Source organism: Oscillibacter sp., from assembly GCF_028693505.1.
Classification (GTDB): Bacteria; Bacillota; Clostridia; order Oscillospirales; family Oscillospiraceae; genus Oscillibacter.
The window spans coordinates 1-17,291 of the sequence record NZ_JAQUVF010000021.1 but is presented as its reverse complement, the minus strand read 5'-3'; the positions used below and the strand labels follow the sequence as shown (position 1 = coordinate 17,291).

Below are 17,291 nucleotides of genomic sequence, written 5' to 3'. Positions count from 1 at the left end.
GCTACTCTATCCGAATCCAACGGGTTTGTCAAGGAATTCTCCGTTTGGAGAACAGGAGCCTCCGGGACTCCCGGAGGCTCCGAAAAGCTGATTATTCCGCGTGGATGCCCAGCAAATCGCTGATGGAGTCCACCAAAAGCCGATGGTCCTCCTCGTGAGGCAGGCCCGAGCAGGCCACCGCGCCGATGACGCCGGTGCCCTTGAGCAAAATGGGGAAGCCGCCGCCAAGGCAGGTATAGTCCGTGTCGTTCAAGCGCCAGTTCTTCCACTGGTCCTTCCCTTCGCTCTCCAAAAACTGCCCGGCGTGGAGAGAACTGATCTGGGAGACCTGCACCATATTCTGCTTGCGCTTGATCCACATGGCGTTGCGGGCGTTGGCCCCCTGCATGGTGTAATGAAACAGCTCCGTGCCGTTGACGGTGATGTCGATGGCCACAGCCACGCCCCGCTGCTTTGCCTTTTCAATGATCTTGAGGCCCAGCGTCAGGGCGTCCTCATTGGAAAATGCGGAAAAGCACAAGGTCTCTTCCTCCCACTTCCGGCGCGCCAGCGCTTCCTTCAAGTTCTCCTCCATGGGTCACTCCACCTTTCTTTTTCTCCAGTGTTTTTTATCCGTTTTGCCCTGCGGCATAGCGCGCTTCCGCCTCTAAATCGGCGGATCGCTTCTTCTCGATGGCCTCCTGCAAAATCATTTCCTTCACCTTCATCAGCCGGGTGGTGGTGGCGCGGTCATTTTCGTCCAGCTTCATGGTGATATAGCGGATGGCGGCCTGGGTGTCCGGAATCATCACGTATTCCAGCGCGTTGACGCGGCGGCGGGTCTTTTCGATCTCCTCCGCCATCAGCTGGGCGGATTTTTCAATCTCTGCCAGCTTCAGCATCTTTTGAAACACCCGGCCCAGCGCGTCCACCGCCGTGTCCAGCTCCCCGGAGGTGGCGGCGAAGCCGTAGGGAAAGATGTCGCTGTCCGATTTCGTTTTCGTCTCAAACTGATAGACCGGCACGTTGACGGACATGATGTTCTTGCTGGTCTGGGTCAGGACCACGCTCTGCTTGGGGAAAAGCAGGGCCTGCTCCAGCGCCTCGGAGCTCATCAGCGCGGAGGCCACGGTGAAGGACTGGTGAACGGTCATCAGCTCTTTTTCCACCTCGGCGCGCAGGGAGCGGACCTCCCGGACGGTATCCAGAAACTGCTTCATCAGCTCGTCCCGCTTGTCCTTGAGCAGCTTATGGCCCCGCTGTGCGGTGCGCAGCTTGCCCTTGAGGCGGGTGAGCTCCATGCGGGTGGGGTTTACCGTGATATTCGCCATTGGTTACCCCCTCCTTATTCCTGCTCTTTTTTCGGCCAGTATTTCTCAATCAGCTCCGGCTTGATCCGCTTAAGCTCGCCCTTGGGCAGGATGCTCAAAAGCTCCCAGCCAAGGTCCAGCGTCTCTTCAATGGAGCGGTTTTCCTCATAGCCCTGATTGACGTAGCGCTTTTCAAACTCGTCGGCAAACTTTGCGTACAGCAGGTCCGTGGGCGTGAGCGCCGCTTCGCCCAGAATGCTCATCAGCTCCTTGTTGTCCTTGCCGGTGGCGTAGGCGGCGAAGAGCTGGTTCATGGTGCCCGCATGGTCCTCCCGGGTCTTGCCCTCGCCGATACCCTTATCCTTCAAACGGGAAAGGGACGGCAGCACGTCCACAGGGGGATGGATTCCCTGCCGGTACAGCGACCGGGAGAGGATGATCTGACCCTCGGTGATATAGCCGGTGAGGTCGGGGATGGGGTGGGTCTTGTCGTCCTCCGGCATGGTGAGGATGGGGATGAGGGTGATGGAACCCGCGCTGCCCAGACGGCGGCCAGCCCGCTCGTAGAGCGTGGCAAGGTCCGTATAGAGATAGCCGGGGAAGCCGCGGCGGCCGGGAACTTCCTTCTTGGCGGCGGAAACCTCCCGCAGGGCCTCGGCGTAGTTGGTGATATCGGTCATGATGACCAGCACGTGCATGCCCTTTTCAAAGGCCAGATACTCGGCGGCGGTCAGCGCCATACGGGGCGTTGCGATACGCTCCACCGCAGGGTCGTTGGCAAGGTTGGAAAAGAGGACGGTGCGGTCGATGGCGCCGGTGCGGCGGAACTCACTGACGAAGAATTCCGACTCCTCGAAGGTGATGCCGATGGCGGCAAACACCACGGCGAAGTTGGACGCCGCGTCGCCCCGCACCTTGGCCTGCCGGGCGATCTGGGCCGCAAGGTTCGCGTGGGGCAGGCCGGAGCCGGAGAAAATGGGCAGCTTCTGGCCACGGACCAGCGTGTTGAGTCCGTCGATGGTGGAAACGCCGGTCTGGATAAATTCGTTGGGATAGTCCCGGGCGGCGGGGTTCATGGGAAGGCCGTTGATGTCCCGGTACTCCTCGGGCAAAATGTCGGGGCCGCCGTCGATGGGAGCGCCCATGCCGTTGAACACGCGGCCCAGCATATCGCCGGACACGCCCAATTGCAGGGGGTGGCCCAGGAAACGCACCTTGGCGTCCGCCATGTTGATGCCGGCGGCAGACTCGAACAGCTGGACCACGGCGGTGTCGCCGTTGACCTCCAGCACCTTGCCCCGGCGGACGGAGCCGTCCCGCAGCTCCACTTCCACCAGTTCGTCGTAAGTGACGTTTTCCACCATGCGGACCATCATCAGAGGGCTGACGATTTCCTCTACGGTTTTATATTCACGAATCATCAGAACTTCCCTCCCTGTGCGGTCACGTCGGCGATCTGGCGCTCCATCTCCGTTTGAATCCCGGTATAGGCCGTGGGATACTCCTCCACCGGCACGCTCTTGGCCCGGCCGATCTTCTCCCGGGCCGGAATCCCCAGCAGCTCCGTCACCTGCGCACCCTTGGCGATGGCGTCCCGGCAGAGCTGATCGTAGTGGATGATGAGACCCAGCAGTCTCTCCTGCCGGTCATAGGAGGAGAAGCCGTCGATGTCTGTGAAGGCGTTTTGCTGCAGGAAGTCCTCCCTGACCATCCGGGCCACCTCCAGCGTCAGCTGGTCGGCGGGAGAGAGGGCGTCCTTACCCACCAGCTGGACGATCTCGTTGAGGCTGGACTCGTTTTGCAGAATACTCATGGCCTTGGTGCGGTTTTTCACAAAGCCCTCGCCCAAATTCTCATCGAACCACGGCTTCAGGGAGTCGAGGTACAGTGAATAGGAATTCAGCCAGTTGATGGCCGGGAAATGGCGCTTGTAGGCGAGGGCGGAGTCCAGCGCCCAGAACACCTTGACAATGCGCATGGTGGCCTGAGATACCGGCTCGGACAGGTCGCCGCCCGGAGGCGACACCGCGCCCACGGCGGTCAGGCTGCCCCGGCGCTCGTCGGAGCCGATGCACTCCACGCTGCCGGCCCGTTCATAGAACTGGGCAAGGCGGGAGGCGAGGTAGGCGGGATACCCCTCTTCGCCGGGCATCTCTTCAAGACGTCCGGACATTTCCCGCAGCGCCTCGGCCCAGCGAGAGGTGGAGTCGGCAATGACCGCCACGTCGTAGCCCATGTCCCGGAAATACTCGGCGATGGTGATGCCGGTATAGACGGATGCCTCCCGGGCGGCCACGGGCATATCGGAGGTGTTGGCAATGAGCACCGTCCGCTTCATCAGGGACTCGCCGGTGCGGGGGTCCTTCAGCTCCGGGAACTCCCGCAGAACGTCGGTCATCTCGTTGCCCCGCTCGCCGCAGCCGATGTAGACCACGATATCCACGTCGGACCACTTGGCCAGCTGGTGCTGCACCACGGTCTTGCCGGAGCCGAAGGGGCCGGGAACTGCCGCGGTGCCGCCCTTGGCGATGGGGAACATGGTGTCAATGACCCGCTGACCGGAGCAGAGCGGGCGCTTGGGGGGATACTTCTTCGTATAGGGCCGTCCGATACGGACAGGCCACTTCTGGGTCATGGTCAGAGGCAAGACCTTGCCGTCGTCCGTTTTCAGCGCGGCGATTTTCTCCGTCACGTTGAAGGAGCCGCTTTGGATCTCCGTCAAAACGCCGCTCATTTTCGGCGGCACCATGACCTTATGGAGCACGGAGGCGGTCTCCTGCACGGTGCCCAAAATGTCGCCGCCGGTCAAGCGGTCCCCGACCTTTGCCGTGGCGTTGAAGTCCCATTTCTTCTCATGGTCCAGAGCAGAAACCTCCACGCCGCGGGTGATGCACGCGCCCACCTTCTCCACGATCTTTTGCAGCGGGCGCTGAATGCCGTCGTAAATGCCCTCGATCATGCCGGGCCCCAGCTCCACGCTCATGGGCGCGCCGGTGGTTGCCACCTCCGCGCCGGGGCCGAGGCCGGAGGTCTCTTCATAGACCTGAATGGAGGCGGAGTCGCCCTTCATGGTCAGAATTTCACCGATCAGACGCTGAGGACCCACGCGGACCACGTCGGACATGTTGGCGTCCGCGAGGCCGGTGGCCACCACCAGCGGTCCGGATACTTTCACTACTTTACCGCTCAAAATAGAATACCTTCTTCCTTGGAAAATTCTCTTCCGAGGCTATTTACCATGCTGTGTAAAGCCGATTATCTTTACAGAATATTGCTGCCCACCGCCCGCTCGATGGCTCTTTGAATGTTGTCTCTTCCGATACCCAGCGGGCCTTCTCTGCCGGGGATGAGGATGATGGCGGGCCGCAGCTCATCCTTAAAGTGGGCGATCACGTCGCCCATGTTCTTTGCCAGCTGTTCGGTCAAATAGATCACCGCGCATTGGCCGCCTTTGGCAAGCTCCAAGACACGCTCCTTCGCTTCCTCCGCGCTCGTCACCGGATAGGTGTCCAGCCCCAGCGCGCGAAAGCCCATGACCGATTCCCAATCGCCGATTACGGCAATACGATACGTTGTCGCCATCTTCTCACCCTGCCTTACACATAAGTCTCACGGAGCCGGGAGCGGATCACATCGGGGGCAATGCCCATCCCGCGCCCCATCAGCAAAATGCGCAGATTGGTATACTCCGTCTCTCTGGCCGCAAGATACCCCACCAGCGGGGCTTCTCCGAAGGGGACCAGCTCTGCCTGCGCAAGATAGTCGCCCACCGCGTCGTCGCAGAGCTTTTCAAACCGGGTCAGCGTTCCGAAGCGCAGCGCTTCGGCGCCCGCCTCCGCCGCTGCGGACAGGGCCGTGGGGCCGTACAGCTCCGCAAGGCCGCTGCCGCCCGCCACGCCGACCTTCGCCGCCGCGTCCGCGCTGATCTCGCCGCCCTGGAGCAAAACACTCTTTAAAAATTCCGCGCTCTTGCCCATGCGCACCGTGCGGACCACAGCGCGCAAATTGGCAGCGTCGATCTGTGCGCGCACATAGCCCTGCAAAAACGCACTGCCGGTGGCTGCCGCCGTCTCGCCCATCTCCCGATAATACCAGCGGTCCAGCGTGATGTCGGAAAGCTGGGGGTCCCGGGTGGTGTCCAGCACCTCTTTTGCCTCCTCCGCCGCGGCGGCGAGCATCGGCGGAAGCGACTCCGTCTGGCCGCTCTCCAGCGCTTCCTTCAGCTCTGCGGCGCCGATCCTGCCCATATCCATCAGCATATGGTCGGCTTCAACCCCCACCGCAGCGGCCTTGAGCAGAGTCTTTACATTGTGATAATCGTACTTCAACTGAAAAATGTCGATATACCGATGGTCGGGAGCGCCGGTGGAAAGATCCGCCAGCATCGTCTCCCGCGCCGCCGAGAGGGCTGCGTCCATCGCCTCCGGCCGCGTGGCGTCCAACTCCGGATACCCGCACTCCTGCAAGATCTTGAATACCTCTTCGTCGCCCCGGGCCTCCAGGAGCTGTTCCATCTGCGCCGAAGTCAAAAGCGTAGTTTCCATGGCTCTGATCCGCGCGGAAATCGACAGGTAATCGGTGTCTTTGATTTTTTTTGCCAAGACGCTTCCTCCTTGTTAAGCTTCCGGGAACAGCCGCTTTGCCACCGCTCCGGAAGTTTCCGCCCGTTGCAGACGCACCAGCGTCTCAAAGGTCCCGTTGACCTCCACATTGCCTCGCTTGAGGATAAAGCCGCCCAGAATGGGCCGCGTCTCCCCGGAGAGCGTCAGCTTGCCGCCGCCCAGCTTTTCGTTGGCCAGCGCCACCGCCTCCGCGCCCAGCTGCTTGCGTGTTTCTGGGGCGAAGATCACCTCGCCGCGGCCATCCGCCGCCGCCTGCGCCAGAAGCGCCGCAACCGTCTGCGTATACTGATCGGCGGGCAGCGCGCAAAGCTTTTGCAGCGCCAGATCGTATGCCCGCTCCACCAGTTCCTGTTTGGCGGCAAGGCTTACCTTTCTGGCCTCCAGATTGGCCATGCCGGCCAGACGCTCCTCCCGCTCAGCGGCGGCCTTCTTATTTCGCTCCGCCTGGGCCGTGCGCTCCGCCTCCGCCTGCGATTGATAGCGGGCGGTGATTTCGGCGGCTTCCGCCCGGGCAGCTTCCAGAATCCGGTCGATTTCCGATTGCGTTTCCTCGTCAATGCGCCGGGTAATGTTTTCGATTCCGTTCATGGTTGAATCCCCTTTCTACGGGATCAGCCGCTGATATTGATGATCATCAGCATGGATGCCAGCAGCGACAAAATCGCGTAGAACTCCACGGTGATGCAAAGCACCATGCCCTTGGCCCAGTCGTCGGGCTTCTTGGCCAGAATGTTGATGGACCCAGCAGCCACGCGGCCCTGCGCAATCGCGGAGAACAGTCCGCCCAGCGCCATAGGCATGCACGCAAAGAGATACTGCATCCCCTGCGCAATGGTCAGTGCGGGGAGCGTCCCGGAGAGCAGGCCCATGCGATAGATGGCAAAGAACCACACCACGAGGCCGTAGAGGCCCTGGGTGCCGGGGATGACCTGCAAAATCATGACCTTACCGAACTTGGAGGGGTCCTGGCAAAGAAGCCCTGTGCCCGCCTCGCCGGCGATGCCGGTGCCTTTTGCCGAGCCGATACCGGAGAGGACCGCCGCAAGTCCCGCGCCCAAAAGCGCCAGTGCCAGACCGCCGATGGAGCCTAAAAACGTCAGGCTCTGCTGCATTTCCACAATTTGAGTCATATCCATGATGATTTCCTCCTTTAATATTTACCCGTTGATATCCACATATTTGGTGTCCATAGCCAGCGGCCGGAAGGGCTTTCCGCCGTCCTGATAAAATTTCCCGAAATACTCCAGACACTGTAACCGCAGGTCGTGGACGTAGCATCCCAGCAGGTTCAGCGCAAAGTTCAGCGCGTTGCCGGCCATGGAGATTATCAGGAAAACAAAGAAATTGCCGGGGATGGCGCCCAGTGTGTTAAACACCTGCGCGATCACGCTGCCCGCCAGCATCAGCGCCATCAGCCGGGAATAGGACAAAATGTCGCCGAAGTACCCGGTGACATGGTTGTACAGGGACCCAAAGATTGCCGTGACCTTGCCGAAGCCCTTTGCGTTCCAGCCGGAGCCGACCACGATCATCACAATGCCCACGTACAGCAGCAGATTCGTCACGCCCAGCACCGCAAGGGCGATGCCGGCAAAGACCACCCACCAGGTGACCTCCTCCCACACGGCGTCCAGAATCTGCCCCTTGCGCACCTTTTGCACAAAGCTGATGACCATGCCGGTGAGTATCTGCACAAAGCCCAGACACATGGCGCCAATCAAAATCATCAGCGTGTCGTTCAGCGGCGTGAAGAGGGCCGGCAGGGCAAAGTCGCCGCCGGTGGTCAGCTTGACCGCCTGGGTGAGGAAGTCCCCAAAGAAGCCGCCGGTAATGGCACCCATGATAAAGGTGCTGACGCCGCAAAGGCCCAGCAGACTGAACAGGTGTCCCGCCGTCCCCTTTGGCCGGTATTTCCGGGTGATAAACAGCGATCCAAGCATCATCAGCAGGCCGTAGCCCATGTCCGCCATCATGATCCCGTAAAACAGGATAAAAAACGGCGCCATCAGCGGGTTGGGGTCCACATTGTCATAGGCCGGCAGAGAATACATCTCCGTCACCATGTTCAAGGGTCTTGTGAGCCAGTTGTTTTTCAGCTTTACGGGAACCTCCGGATAGTCCGCTTCGTCGGGGTCCGATGCGTCCCACGCGCACCCCAGTCCCTCCAGGAATCCGCTGACCTTCTCCAGATTTTCCAAGGGCACCCAGCCCTTAAAAAAGAGGATGGTCCCGTCGGTGAGCAGCCGCTCCGTCCCGGCATCCTTCGCCGCCTCGGCGGTAAGTCTGTCTGCATACAGCCGCAGCGCGTCCCGGGACTGGGCGCTTTCGGCGATCACCGCCTGGGCCGCTTCCTGCTCCTTCCGGTTTTCGGATAGCTGCGTCTCCAGCTTTTGCAAATTCTCGGCAGCTGTTCCGGTGACGCCCTGAAAGGCCGTCACGCTGAAGCTGTATGGCCGGAGCAGCTCCTGTACGCACGCCTCTTCCGCCTTATGGCAGATCAAAAGGCAGTACCTTTGCTGCTTGTCCGCGCTGATCTCATAAAATTCCGCCGCGGCAGCTTCCGCCGAAAGCGCCGTTCGGATCGCGCCCACATCCGTTCCGCCGGGAAGCACACCCATCCGAATCACCGCGTGGGCCGTTTCTTCCGTCTCCAGCGGCATATCCAAAGAGCTCCACGGCCGCAGACCCGCCTGACGGGAAAGCAGCCGGTTCTCTTCGCTTTGCAGCCGACTGAGACTCTCCAGCGCCCGGCCCACCCGGTCGCTGACTTCCTTCGCCTGCTCCAGTGCAGCGCCTTCGAGAAACTCCGTTTCAGAAACGCTCCGCCGCTGGATGAATAAGCCGTCTTTCTGCGCGCCGCAGCGTTTGATGGCCGCGAGGGCGGCAAAAACGTCCGTCATCTGGCTTCGGGTCTCGCCAAGGCGGGAGGTCTCCCGTCTTAAAAGGGCGGCCCATGCCGGGTCGGCCATCTCATCCGCCGGCTCGCTGATCTCCACGCAGCCAAGATGCAGCAGCCCCTTGAGCAGTTCCTCACGACGCGCGGCCATTGCGATCACACGGAGCTTTTTCATTTTTACAATGGCCATTTCAGTTTTTCACTACCCTTTCGACGATAAATTCCACCGCTGCCTCCAGACGGTCCTCTGTTGTCTTTTTGAGCGCATCCGCTTCCTTTTGCGCGGCACTTTGGATCTGCAAAGCTTGCTTTGCGGCGCGCTCCTCCGCCTGTCGAAGCATGGTTTTTCCCTGTTCCGCCGCGCTCTGGCGCGTTTGCTGCAAGAGCGCAAGCCCAGCCTGCTCTGCCTCGGCAATCATCTTCTGTGCCTCCGCTTCCGCCGCCGCCTTGCGCTCCTGATTTTTGGTTTCTACCTGCGTAATTTTTTCAATTACCTCAAAGGACATTTCACGTTCACCTTCTCTCCTGCGATTGCAGTTCTGATCATTCCTTCGCCCGGTGGTACATCCAGTATGCACAGTATGCAAAAACATGCATTCATCTCGGCAAATGCTACATGGATGGTTTGTGTCTCCGGATGTGGCTTAGTATAATTCACCAAGCAATTCTTTGCAAGGTCATTTTATACAAATCAAATAATTTTACGGATTTTGCTAAAATTTACACCACAATTTCCGGAACTCCCCGCCAATCCCGGCAGCGTTTCTTTCTAAACAAATCTGTACTTGTAATGAACTTTTTTACCGGTTATTGAGCGGATTCCCACGCTGTGGGTCCACGCCTTCTCTGTCCGTTCTCTTTTGCGTTTTTCTTTTTTGTAAATACCTCCAAACCTCACCCGCCAAACTTTGTGCATATTTGCGTGCTTCCATGCAATGACGCGGAAGGAGACACCGTTATATTTTGGGCTTGGCAGCGACAATTCATACCAAAAATTTGTATTTCCGTCAGGCGGGTATGGCAAAGAGAAGAAGTCGGCCACCTTGACCGGCTTCTTCTCCATGTTGGATTCTCATTCTTCCCTGCGGGGTTTATCCAATAGAGCCGCCAATTCATTGAACTCCGCGCCGGAACGGTCCATCGCCCGGGGCAGCTGGGAAAGATTGACCTCCACCTTTCGCAGTTCGCCGGTCACATAGGACGCCGTCGTCTCAAAGGTGCTCATCAGCGCCTGATACTGGGCGCGAAACAGCTCCACTGTCTTTCGCATCTGCGCCGCCGTTGCGCCTTCCAGGTCCGCCGCCCGCTTGCGGGCTTCGCACTCAATGGCGCCAATGCGCTCGCGGATCTGGGCATAGGCCTGCGCGTCCGGCTGCAGCGCCTGAAGCTCCGCGCGAAGCTGGGCAGCCTCTTCTTCCAGCGGGCGGAGGCGCTCCATAGACTGCCGGGCTGCGGCCTCCTGCTTCAATTCTTCCTGCATCTGCTCCTGCCGGGCCGTCAAGTCTACCACCTGGCGGGAAAGCTCCTCCGCCTCCCGGGCGGATTCCTCCAGCTGCTGGCGCAGCCGTTCGTTTTCCTCCTGAAGTGCCTCTTGGGCCGCAGTCGCTTCCTGAGAGGTCCGCTCAATATACTCAATGACACTCTGCTTATCAAATCCGCCGAACGTCACGCTTTTAATCGGATAATTTTCCACACTTCCACCGCCTTTATTCTATCGGTATTTTTCTTACTGTATCACAGAATTTCTTCATTGACAAGAGTTCCTCAAAAAACTGCTTTTCGGGCAGAAGCGCTGATATTCCGACCGCTTCTGTGGAAAAATAGCCGTCGCCACCGCTGCGGCATCGCAAAAAGAAAAGAAAGACGCAAAAGTCAAGATTAAATTGTAAAAAAGGCGAAAAAACTTTTCAGGCCATGCCTGGAAGGGCGTCGGCGAACACGGCGTCAGCCGTCCGGAAGCCCAGTATTTCGCGGGGATAGGCGTTGATCCAGTCTTCGACAGCCTGGACGGCCTTCGCTGTCACCTTCCGGAAGTCCGTCCCCTTTGGGAACCAGCGGCGGATCATTTTATTCAGATTTTCGTTTGTCCCGCGCTCGTATGAAGAATACGGGTGACAATAATATACCTTTGTCCTGTTGCCGTTCCGGCGACAGGACTTTTCCATTCCGGCACAGTCCGCAAACTCTGACCCGTTATCAACTGTAATCGTTTGAAAGATTTCGCTGAACATTGATCCATAGCGTCGTTCAAGACGGTCCAGGGCGGCGACGACGCTTTCGGCCGTGTGGTCCTTCATAAGAACGATGATTTCTTTTCGCGACTTACGTTCAGTCAGGACAAGAAGGGTCTTCTTCGTCGACTTCTTTCCGACGACACAGTCCATTTCCCAGTGTCCCACTTCGTCGCGGTCTTCGATTTCGACAGGGCGGTCTTCAATGCTCGTTCCGGCCGCCGGCCTGGCCGCCACCTTGCGGACCCGCTTATAGCGGCGCTTCTTTTTCCCGCCGTTCGGAAGGTTGGAACTTTCCAGCGTCAGGAAGATTCCTTTCTTGATATAGGAATACAGCGTCGCTTCACAGATCGACGTTTCAAAGTGAAGGCCCTGTTCCTTGATCTCTCCCAGTACGGCCGCCGGTGAATATCCCTGTTCGACGATCCGCTGTTCGATGTGGTCGGCCAGGCGCCAGTCGGCGCCGATCTTCAAGGCCGGACCCTTCGCAGAAAGATTGATCCTATACTTCCGTTCGGCCGTGTCGGCGCAGTAGACTTCGCGGTCGATCAGGTCCGACGTCCGCTGGACGGTCTGGCCCCTCTTGATCTCGTTATAGATCGTGTTCCGGTGGACCCCGATTTCGTCCGCGATTTCCTGGACGGACTTCCCGCATTTCAGGAAAGATTCGATCCGAAGGCGGTCGTTCCAGGGAAGGCGGCCGTGTTTTGTCCACTTTCGGGCGTTATATCCCGCCTTTTGACCGATATTCGCGACGGCTGTGATCTGGACCTTGTTTTCCCACTTTGGGGAACACTCAACGGCCAGGCCGTCACCGATATAGACGCCGATGTGGCCTTCAAGCCAGACGACTTCGCCAGGAACCATGTCGGCCCAGCCGGCCGTCGATCCGCCGCCCTGACATTTCGTGATCATTTCGTTCGCCCCGATGTCAGGAACGCCGTTCACAGCATATCCGGCGCCGCCGTAGGTGCGGGAAGCGACGCCGGCCCAGCCCCACAGGACGCCCTTGATCAAACAGACACAGTCAAAGCCGAAGACGGGTGGGGCCTGATCGGCGGCCGCCTTGATCATGGCAGTTCTGGCGCTCTGCTTGTTATAGGTGTGGTTCGTACAGTAGCGGGTCACGTTCGCGCCGGTCAAGGGCGCGCCGAAGCACCCCATGACATACAGGGTTTTGTGATTCTTCGCGACGTCTTTCAGCTTGTCGACGAAGTCCTTACTTTTAATCATTCCTCTTTGCTCCCTTCTGTGCATAAAAAATGACGGCCCCCGTTTCCAGGGGCCGCATTCCGATTACTGGGCGTCCATATATCCCATGTCGACCAGGTACGCGGTGACGCGGGGGCGAAGGCCAGCCGGAACTTCGTTGACGGTGATCTTTTCCATGATCACTTCGCCAGCATAAAGACGAACAAGCATTTCCACACACTCCTTTCCGAATAAAATCCTTGTGAGAATTATGAAAACGGTGGTCCGCATTTAGACCACCCCGTTTTCCTCTTTGTCGGCCGCCAGGGCGGCTTCGACCTTTGCGCGAAGTCCGGAAGGAACGTCTTCAAGGCTCATTCCTTTTTTGACTTCGTCGACGTATAGCTGAACCAGTTTCGACATTGTTACACCCCTTCCTGATTGGAGAAGACGACGTCGCAGATTTCCATGATACAGCCTTTCAGAAGTTCGTTTTCTTCCCGAAGCTGTTCAATTATCCGTTCCGGCTCCGTCTTCTGGTTCATTGGAACATGGTCACATTTTTCCGGATCAAACATCTTAATTCCTCCTTATGCGAAGCGGATCGTCGCCTGGACCACTTCGATCGTCTGGGTCCCCTTCGTGATATAGAAGCGATAGGCCAGTCCGTAAGTGCTGGCGACGGTGGTATTTGCGAAGGTGTGGACGAACTTCCCGATCTTGCTTGTGATGTCCTCCCAGACGGGGGTCGTGTCGAACGGGTTGTTCGTGACCTCACAGTGAAGCGTCGCGTCGGCCGGCCGGTCGGACGGGTAAAGGGAAATGAAACACTTCGTCACCTTTGCGTCGGTGGTGATCGCGCGAGAAGATGCGATCCTGGTCACGGTGCGGCTGAATGTGATCTGTCGCGTCGCGCTTCCGCCGGCACCGTCTGTGACGAAGATTTTCAAAACATGGCTTCCGGCCAGAAGGCGAAGCCAGGCGTCGGTCAGGTTCGCCGTGTTCTGTGTGCCGCTTGTGGCCGTGAACGTCCGAAGGGTGATCGTTTCGGAACCATTGGTCAGGGTTTCCGTGACGGTCAAGGTCTGGGAAGCGGCTTCGCCGTCCGTGATCGTGTAATTGTAGGTGAACGGCGCGGTCTTCGCGCCGACGTTCTGGTCGGTCCCGCTGATCACGGGGTTCGTGTTGTAGGAAATGGCCGTGGCGTTGCCGGTTTTATAGGCAGATTCGGCGCCGTTGGCGTCGACGGCCTTCACGCGGACCTGATAGTTCGTTCCAGACGTGGGAACGGTGTCGGTGATCGTCTTCGCCGTGGTGATCCCTAATTGGACATAGGCGCCAGAATCGACGCGCCGTTCCCAGACGTAACTGATCGCGTTTCCTTCCGGATCGGTGGACCCGCCGGTCGTGATCGCCAAGGGCTGACCGGCGCGCGGGGTTCCGTGGGAAATGTTTGTCGGGGTTGTGGGCGGCTGATTCCACTGAATGATATAGGCTCCGTCGGTGTCCGCTGTATCAGATACAAGAGTACCAGGGGCCAAAAACAAAGCCGGCCGAACGCCATAGTAGCCGTGCCAGGCGTTGTAGTAGCCCAAACTGCCGTCCGAAGTGACAAACCGCGCGTCGTTCGCGCTGCCGGCGTTCGGGGTTGCCAGCCAGTAATACCAGTAGGCGGAAGCGTTCAGACCGGACTCCTTATATTCGGACTGGCTGACCGCTTCGGCGGTCGGGTATGCCTGGCGCCTGGCGACGCTGTTGAAGTAGGACCAGACGGTCCCTTCGGCGATCCCGTTTTCGTTGCCCAGGCCGACTTCGGTTTCGGTCAGAAGGCGGACCTTCCGCGTGATCGTTTCGGACCCGCCGCCGTCGGTGACGGTGTTTTTCGCGATCGTGATTGTGTCGTCCAGAAGGGCGTTCCGGAAGTTCGCTTCGAAATACAACAGGAATCCGGCTTCCTGATCGTATTCGTTATAGTTGGACCAGACGTTCGCGCTTGAAGGCGGGGCGTCGTAGGAATGGCGCGCCGAATACCAGCCGCCGGCGGCGGCCGCGCTATTAAGCCATTGATCAATATTGGACTGGCTATAACGGTTATTTCCGTAACTGGCGCGGCTACTGTTTGGGTTGGAAGACTCCTTCGCGTCGAAGGGTTTCATGGTGATGATCCGTTCTGTGACCAGTTTCACGCGGTCGGACGCCTGGTGTCCCACTATGAAGCGGATCGCGGCGCCGTTATACTTCGTGTTGACCGACTTCACGACCGCGCCAACGGGTAACGTCGACATTAGTTTCGGCATGGTATTCCTCCATTTCTTTTTTGAACAGGGTGTAGAACAGTTCGTCCGTCTGCCTGATCAGGTGGTGACTGTTTCCGTGTTCAGCGTGGCCTGTCAATGAAGAATAAGACTGGACCACTGTTTCGAAGGTGATCTGGCCTTCGTCCAGAAGGTGACGGAACTTTTTCAGTTTCCGCCTGATCCGGTTTTTGCTGTCGCGGCGTATCTTGCGGACAACTTTTCCGCTGTCCGTCATGTAGGTTCGGAATCCCAGGAAGTCGATTCCCTGGGATAGCGGAAAAATGGCCGTTTTGTGGTTCAGTTCCAGGCCCAGCGGGACCAGGAACTTTTTGATTTCGTCCAGACAATAGATCAAATAGTCCTTGTCTGGGTGAATCAAATAGAAGTCGTCCATATAACGGCCGTATAGCTTGATTCCAAGGCGTTCCTTGATCATGTGATCCAGGCCGGACAGGTACAGGACCGCGAACCATTGTGAAGTGTGGTTCCCGATCGGGATTCCTGTTCCTTCCGTGGAATCGACGATCATATCCAGAAGCCACAAGACGTCGGGATCGGTGATCAGCCGCCGAAGCTGTGTCTTCAAAACGCCATGATTTATCCGGTAAAAGTATTTCGTAATATCACACTTCAAGACCCAGCCGTCCGCCCCGAACTGCCGGTAATATCTTTGCATGAACACTTTCAGGCGGTCCAGGCCGAAGTGTGTCCCTTTGCCTTTCTGGCTCGCGTAGTTGTCATATATGAATGTCTTCGACAGAAGCGGTTCCAGGACATAGTCGCACAGGCTGTCGCCTTCGTCCTCTACGGACGCGGTTTCCAGGAAAGAACAGGGCGGAAGGACGTTGTCGCTGTCCTCTCCGTCGATCCAGGAATAGATCAAGGTCTGGCGGCGCCAGTCGGAGAAGTCGCCGAAGATGATCTTCCACACGGAAGCGGTCTTGTAGTCGGTGACGATCTTCGTTTCGTCGTCGTACAGGTCGAACTTTCCGGACAGGACATATTCTTCAAACGGGACCTTGATCCGTTCTTCCTTCAACTGGGACCCGCCTTCCTGGTGCTGTTCCAGGATTCCATGAACGGCGGTCCCGAACAGAAGCCAGACCATATCGGAAACGTCGCGGGTGATCTCGGCGCCGTGGCGGCGTTCCAGGATTGTTTCGCGGGTTCCTTTCAGAAGGGACGTGACGCGGTATTCATTCGCGGCGACAGGGTATTCGTCGCCTTCGGCCAGGCTGACGAAGGGGGCCGGAAGGGACAGGGCATTTGTGATCTTCACTGGTCAGCGCCCCCTTCCGCCAGGGCGCCGTCCCGCTCGGCGGCCAGGTCGTCAGCCGTCTTTTCCAGGGCGGCGATCTTCGCTTCGGCGGCTTCGGCGCGCTCCTTCTGTGTCGTGTAGTCCTTGAACCAGACGTTCGACTGGCGGCGCTCAAACTCAATAGAAGAACGAAGTTCTTCGTTTTCGATCAGGATATTCAGGACGAACGCCTTCACGGCGTCGGTGTCATAGAAATTAAGATTCGGCATTGAAAACCGTTCCTTTCTCTGCTATAATGCAGTTAAACCTTTTTTGAATGGGCCGTTTCGGTTGTTGTGGTGACGACGAAACGGTCCTTTTCTACTTCTTCAACGGTGACTTTTTGCGCGCCCATAAGGATCAGGGCCTTCACGACCTGTCCGACTTGAACGGGCGTCAGTGTCTTCGGGCGATACTTCACGCGGGTCCCTCCTTTCTGGTGTAGGATCAAAAGCACCAGCCAGCCAGGAAAACAAGACCCACAGGCCCATGAAGGCGAAGGCGCGGATCATGCGGATCGCCAACTGTTGAAAGACGTCTTCGTCGTCCAGTCCGGCGGCGCTGATCAGGCGTCGATTCTTATTGATAGTCCACCAGATCGCGCCCAGGTGCGCTTCGACAAGGTTGTTCCGTTCCTGGGTGGTGATGTCCCACTTCACGGCCGTCACCGCCCTTCGGCGGCCGGCGCGGGTTCCTGGTCGTGATCCTGGCGGTCGGGCTTGTCCTTCGGCTTTCGCTTCGAAGGAAGGGCGATCCCCATTTTCGCGGCACAGGTGCGGCCGAAGCCGATTTCTATGTAGGCCGGATTTTTAAGACGCCGGCCACAACGTCCGCAAGTATCAGACATTTCGGTTTTCCTCCTTCTTTCTTCCGCGTCTTCGAAGTCCTTCCCGGACTCGCTTCTGGGCCAGAACGGGGTCGTATTTGAACCGAAGGTTCTTGTCCAGGGTGACGCCGTCCTGTCCGCGTTTCAATTCCGTGTAGACCGTAGATCGCGACACGCCGATCTGGTCGGCTATGTCGGCCGTTCTGACGCCGCCTTCATACATGGAAGCGATCGTCTTCCGGTCCTCGAACTCGATCGTTCTGAACTGCCTTTCCACTGTTTCACCTTCTTTCGCGTCGGTTTAGATAAAAAAATAAGACTGTGCGTCGGTCTATGACCTTTGCACAATCTAATATTAGTTCCTGCCAAAAGAAAAGAAAGAGAAAAAAACTCTTGCATTTCGAAAATGAGTGTGCTATTATAACTAAGCTGTCTGTGAGACATGCGCCGTTAGCTCAGCTGGATAGAGCGTCTGGCTACGGACCAGAAGGCCGGGGGTTCGAATCCCTCACGGCGTACCAAAATTCCTTGAAGTCATTTGGCTTCAAGGAATTTTTGTTTTTTCAAGCGGTTTTATCTTCCGGAATCTCCACGTAAAAAGGTTTCCTTTTGTGACAAAAAGGATGTGCTTTTGTGTATATT

22 protein-coding genes and 1 tRNA gene are annotated in these 17,291 nt (G+C 58.0%); 1 reads left to right on the top strand and 22 read right to left on the bottom strand.

The features are described 5' to 3' along the window. Nucleotides 1–91 precede the first annotated feature (91 nt). The 22 genes from PHI30_RS07580 to PHI30_RS07475 form a co-directional block, all read right to left on the bottom strand. Nucleotides 92–574, bottom strand: a complete 483-nt coding sequence (locus PHI30_RS07580) for a heme-degrading domain-containing protein (RefSeq protein WP_300026085.1) — start codon at nucleotides 572–574, stop codon at nucleotides 92–94. 34 nt (nucleotides 575–608) lie between these two features. Then, nucleotides 609–1,310: a V-type ATP synthase subunit D gene (locus PHI30_RS07575; RefSeq protein WP_300026083.1), complete on the bottom strand. Its 702-nt coding sequence runs from the start codon at nucleotides 1,308–1,310 to the stop codon at nucleotides 609–611. 14 nt (nucleotides 1,311–1,324) lie between these two features. Further along, complete coding sequence (locus tag PHI30_RS07570) at nucleotides 1,325–2,710, bottom strand: V-type ATP synthase subunit B (protein ID WP_300026080.1); 1,386 nt, start codon at nucleotides 2,708–2,710, stop codon at nucleotides 1,325–1,327. Further along, nucleotides 2,710–4,482 carry a V-type ATP synthase subunit A gene (locus PHI30_RS07565; RefSeq protein WP_300026174.1) on the bottom strand — a complete coding sequence of 591 codons (1,773 nt, stop codon included), beginning with the start codon at nucleotides 4,480–4,482 and terminating at the stop codon, nucleotides 2,710–2,712. The genes PHI30_RS07570 and PHI30_RS07565 overlap by 1 nt, the downstream gene beginning before the upstream one ends. A gap of 68 nt (nucleotides 4,483–4,550) precedes the next feature. Then, on the bottom strand, nucleotides 4,551–4,871 hold the full coding sequence (locus PHI30_RS07560; RefSeq protein WP_300026078.1) for a V-type ATP synthase subunit F: 321 nt from the start codon (nucleotides 4,869–4,871) through the stop codon (nucleotides 4,551–4,553). 14 nt (nucleotides 4,872–4,885) lie between these two features. Beyond that, on the bottom strand, nucleotides 4,886–5,890 hold the full coding sequence (locus PHI30_RS07555) for a V-type ATPase subunit (RefSeq protein WP_300026075.1): 1,005 nt from the start codon (nucleotides 5,888–5,890) through the stop codon (nucleotides 4,886–4,888). Nucleotides 5,891–5,905: 15 nt separating this feature from the next. Continuing rightward, on the bottom strand, nucleotides 5,906–6,499 hold the full coding sequence (locus PHI30_RS07550) for a V-type ATP synthase subunit E (RefSeq protein WP_300026072.1): 594 nt from the start codon (nucleotides 6,497–6,499) through the stop codon (nucleotides 5,906–5,908). Nucleotides 6,500–6,522: 23 nt separating this feature from the next. Then, a complete protein-coding gene (locus PHI30_RS07545) occupies nucleotides 6,523–7,047 on the bottom strand; it encodes a V-type ATP synthase subunit K (RefSeq protein WP_300026070.1) in 525 nt (174 codons plus the stop codon). Between the two features lie 21 nt (nucleotides 7,048–7,068). After that, a complete protein-coding gene (locus tag PHI30_RS07540) occupies nucleotides 7,069–8,997 on the bottom strand; it encodes a V-type ATP synthase subunit I (RefSeq protein ID WP_300026068.1) in 1,929 nt (642 codons plus the stop codon). A 1-nt stretch (nucleotide 8,998) separates the two neighbouring features. Continuing rightward, nucleotides 8,999–9,313, bottom strand: a complete 315-nt coding sequence (locus PHI30_RS07535) for a hypothetical protein (RefSeq protein ID WP_300026065.1) — start codon at nucleotides 9,311–9,313, stop codon at nucleotides 8,999–9,001. A gap of 263 nt (nucleotides 9,314–9,576) precedes the next feature. Continuing rightward, the gene (locus tag PHI30_RS07530) at nucleotides 9,577–9,870 is read right to left on the bottom strand and encodes a hypothetical protein (RefSeq protein ID WP_300026062.1); all 294 of its coding nucleotides are present in this window, start codon (nucleotides 9,868–9,870) and stop codon (nucleotides 9,577–9,579) included. Nucleotides 9,871–9,879: 9 nt separating this feature from the next. Then, nucleotides 9,880–10,500, bottom strand: a complete 621-nt coding sequence (locus PHI30_RS07525; RefSeq protein WP_300026059.1) for a hypothetical protein — start codon at nucleotides 10,498–10,500, stop codon at nucleotides 9,880–9,882. A gap of 214 nt (nucleotides 10,501–10,714) precedes the next feature. Continuing rightward, complete coding sequence (locus tag PHI30_RS07520) at nucleotides 10,715–12,271, bottom strand: IS30 family transposase (RefSeq protein WP_367186355.1); 1,557 nt, start codon at nucleotides 12,269–12,271, stop codon at nucleotides 10,715–10,717. Nucleotides 12,272–12,334: 63 nt separating this feature from the next. Next, nucleotides 12,335–12,466, bottom strand: a complete 132-nt coding sequence (locus tag PHI30_RS07515; RefSeq protein WP_300026057.1) for a hypothetical protein — start codon at nucleotides 12,464–12,466, stop codon at nucleotides 12,335–12,337. A 54-nt stretch (nucleotides 12,467–12,520) separates the two neighbouring features. Further along, nucleotides 12,521–12,652, bottom strand: coding sequence for a CD1375 family protein (locus PHI30_RS07510; RefSeq protein WP_300026056.1), 132 nt, complete (start codon nucleotides 12,650–12,652; stop codon nucleotides 12,521–12,523). 2 nt (nucleotides 12,653–12,654) lie between these two features. Next, nucleotides 12,655–12,807, bottom strand: a complete 153-nt coding sequence (locus PHI30_RS07505) for a hypothetical protein (protein ID WP_300026053.1) — start codon at nucleotides 12,805–12,807, stop codon at nucleotides 12,655–12,657. A gap of 12 nt (nucleotides 12,808–12,819) precedes the next feature. After that, nucleotides 12,820–14,526 carry a DUF6273 domain-containing protein gene (locus PHI30_RS07500; protein ID WP_300026052.1) on the bottom strand — a complete coding sequence of 569 codons (1,707 nt, stop codon included), beginning with the start codon at nucleotides 14,524–14,526 and terminating at the stop codon, nucleotides 12,820–12,822. After that, nucleotides 14,462–15,805 (bottom strand): RNA-directed DNA polymerase, encoded by a 1,344-nt coding sequence (locus tag PHI30_RS07495; RefSeq protein WP_300026050.1) that lies wholly within the window; start codon nucleotides 15,803–15,805, stop codon nucleotides 14,462–14,464. The genes PHI30_RS07500 and PHI30_RS07495 overlap by 65 nt, the downstream gene beginning before the upstream one ends. After that, nucleotides 15,802–16,053, bottom strand: coding sequence for a hypothetical protein (locus PHI30_RS07490; protein WP_300026048.1), 252 nt, complete (start codon nucleotides 16,051–16,053; stop codon nucleotides 15,802–15,804). Before PHI30_RS07490 ends, PHI30_RS07495 begins: the two co-directional genes overlap by 4 nt. 99 nt (nucleotides 16,054–16,152) lie before the next feature. Then, nucleotides 16,153–16,482, bottom strand: coding sequence for a hypothetical protein (locus tag PHI30_RS07485; RefSeq protein ID WP_300026046.1), 330 nt, complete (start codon nucleotides 16,480–16,482; stop codon nucleotides 16,153–16,155). A gap of 5 nt (nucleotides 16,483–16,487) precedes the next feature. Beyond that, nucleotides 16,488–16,670 (bottom strand): DUF6011 domain-containing protein, encoded by a 183-nt coding sequence (locus tag PHI30_RS07480; RefSeq protein WP_300026043.1) that lies wholly within the window; start codon nucleotides 16,668–16,670, stop codon nucleotides 16,488–16,490. Then, nucleotides 16,663–16,926 carry a helix-turn-helix domain-containing protein gene (locus PHI30_RS07475; protein WP_300026041.1) on the bottom strand — a complete coding sequence of 88 codons (264 nt, stop codon included), beginning with the start codon at nucleotides 16,924–16,926 and terminating at the stop codon, nucleotides 16,663–16,665. The genes PHI30_RS07480 and PHI30_RS07475 overlap by 8 nt, the downstream gene beginning before the upstream one ends. Nucleotides 16,927–17,093: 167 nt before the next feature. On the opposite strand from PHI30_RS07475, the gene PHI30_RS07470 reads away from it, so the two are divergent. Next, a tRNA-Arg gene (locus PHI30_RS07470) sits at nucleotides 17,094–17,170 on the top strand. Nucleotides 17,171–17,291 lie beyond the last annotated feature (121 nt).